Origin of the sequence: Alicyclobacillus suci (assembly GCF_017329615.1) — a bacterium.
GTDB classification, from domain to species: Bacteria; Bacillota; Bacilli; order Alicyclobacillales; family Alicyclobacillaceae; genus Alicyclobacillus; species Alicyclobacillus suci.
This window is the reverse complement of the sequence record NZ_JAFMTW010000105.1, coordinates 1-2,310: the sequence shown is the minus strand read 5'-3', so window position 1 is coordinate 2,310 and position 2,310 is coordinate 1. Positions and strand designations below refer to the sequence as shown.

2 protein-coding genes are annotated in these 2,310 nt (G+C 45.1%); both read right to left on the bottom strand.

Annotated features, from left to right (window positions below; translation table 11 throughout):
- Positions 1-46 precede the first annotated feature (46 nt).
- Positions 47-1,129 (bottom strand): MFS transporter, encoded by a 1,083-nt coding sequence (locus J3482_RS19850; protein ID WP_206920030.1) that lies wholly within the window; start codon positions 1,127-1,129, stop codon positions 47-49.
- A gap of 359 nt (positions 1,130-1,488) precedes the next feature.
- On the bottom strand, positions 1,489-2,187 hold the full coding sequence (locus J3482_RS19845; protein ID WP_206923045.1) for a TIGR02391 family protein: 699 nt from the start codon (positions 2,185-2,187) through the stop codon (positions 1,489-1,491).
- Positions 2,188-2,310: the final 123 nt, after the last annotated feature.

Sequence of the window (2,310 nt, the reverse complement as noted above, 5' to 3'; positions counted from 1 at the left end):
ACTTCTGGGAAAACTTACGTCTGACCATGAACAATCCCTCCTGAGTCTATCCTTCTACAAACATCAGGTCTTGTCCAATTATATAACGGGGCTTAAGAGCCACAACATCCTCAGAAACTCTGCTTACTCTGTATGTTATGTAAATGACCAAAAGCAGCCCTTCACCCAACCCTAGAATCGCAGAACACCCAAAAACCATCGGAACCCAATTAGTCCTTGAAAGAAGAATTGCACCCACAAACATTAAACTCTGTGCAGACATTGCCGTGACCATGCCTAAACGTTCCGGGATTCTAGACCCAACCAGAGTGCCTAGCAAAGAACCTAAAGCGTATATACTCACCGAGACACCGACTTGTTCTGCTCCTCCATGCAACGTCTTTAGTACAAAGAATGTCAAAGTAGGAATCAAAGCAGCGAACACAAAACGGTTACTACCCCACAACAACGTAATCGCTTTTAATACAGAATCCTGCACAACAGTTTTGAGACCCACACGCATTTCAGCAAAAAAATCTTGACTGGAACTTTGCTTAGTCTCTTTCTCGTTATCACGTAAGCTGATAATCGATAACGCCGAAAATACAAAGGATAGCGCGTCTAATCCTATGGTGTTAGACGGACCAATTTTTGATGTTAATATACCAGCTAGGGACGGACCGAAGGCATACGCTGCACTTTCGATAGCTTCAAAATAACCGTTGGCACGACCAAGTTGTTCTGGTGCAACGATGCGTGAAATCATCCCGGTGTAGGCTGCACCAAAAAACACAGCCAAAGTCCCACTCATTATTGCCACAAATACAACGACCGGCATTACCGGTATATGCACCCATGACGCAATAGGAATCAAAGCCATCAAGACAGCTCTGCCAAAGTCCGAGAGGAGCATCACTCTACTGCGATTCCATCGGTCTACCCAAACACCCGCTGGTAAACCTACGATGAACAGAGGAGCAACTTCCAATGCTCCAACCAAGCCCATGAGGAAGCCCGACCCAGTCACAGTTAAAATGAGGATGGGTAGTGCCACAGAAGCAATCGAATCGCCAAAGTAAGACACTCCTTGCCCACTCAGTAGAGATAAAAACCGTTTATTCGAAAACATGGACTTCTTAAATCGGCTCATCACGTGCCCCTTCAAATAATTTCTTGTTCTTTTTGTGGTGTTTGGTCACTCAAGGCGTCAACCCAATTCCAACCATATCCATACGATGATACCAGAAATTTAAATTGCGTTCTTAATTGAATTCTTCTGTCCGTATGTTCAATACCAAATTTTAATCCAAATGCATTTTTATACACATGAAGCTAAAAAAACCGCCTGTATCACGAATGATTCAGGCGGCCTCTGGCATCTTCCTTTAGCGCAGGCCAGAGTATAGAACTATATTTTTCAGTACACAACTTTATTTTCCACGATCAAGCAGTGTGGGGCGGAACAACGACTGTCCCAAAAATATGGCCAAAAACACGGTTTGCGTAACATCAAAATGTCCCATTCAGGAATATTCCGTGTCCTAAGCACGTTGGATCGGAACAACAGATGTCCTTTTTTGAAGCTGCATATACCGAACACGGCATCATTTCTGTTTTTCCGCAATCCTTCACCGTGTGGGGCGTACAAATGCCACAACGTTCTCTAATGTAAAAACGTCCGATACAGTCACGGATTTGCTCCGGAAAATTTAGAGCAAGCGAGTCGTCTACAACACGAAAGAGAACAGACGCAAACGCAAGCCACTCCAATGTGCGCTGTGGATCGGTCTGCGGAATCACCTTGTGGGCTTTCGGGTTACGTATACCCATGGATGCTCCCATGAACAACCACATAAATCCCTTCTGTTCATCTTGGTCATCGGAAACCTTGATGATTGGATTATTGACGGAAAAAACGGATTGCATGAGGTTTGTCCCAAATCCCGACGCCCCCGTCTTGGCCCGCACATATTCCTCCAGTGCAATATATGTATCAAGAATCGCTTGACGGAAGTGTCCATCGTCAAAGAGCTTGCCTGCGACCTCAATAACTTTTGGATGAAACGCACTCAGAACTAGTGCGGATGGCTTGGGCTGCTCAGTGTTGGGCAAATTTCGCTTTACTGTGTCGACCCTTTCGATCACGTTCGTGCGAATGCTGGCAAGAACGGTTTCAACAGATGTTCGGCTAAATCGAAAGTCAACCACTTCAGATCCAAACTGTTTGTTAATCCCGGATTTCGACGATTGTGTCCTCATGAACTGGTGTGAATAATTGAAAAGGTGCTCCCCGTACGGCTAAGATGAGTTTGTCAAGAACCACATCTTCGC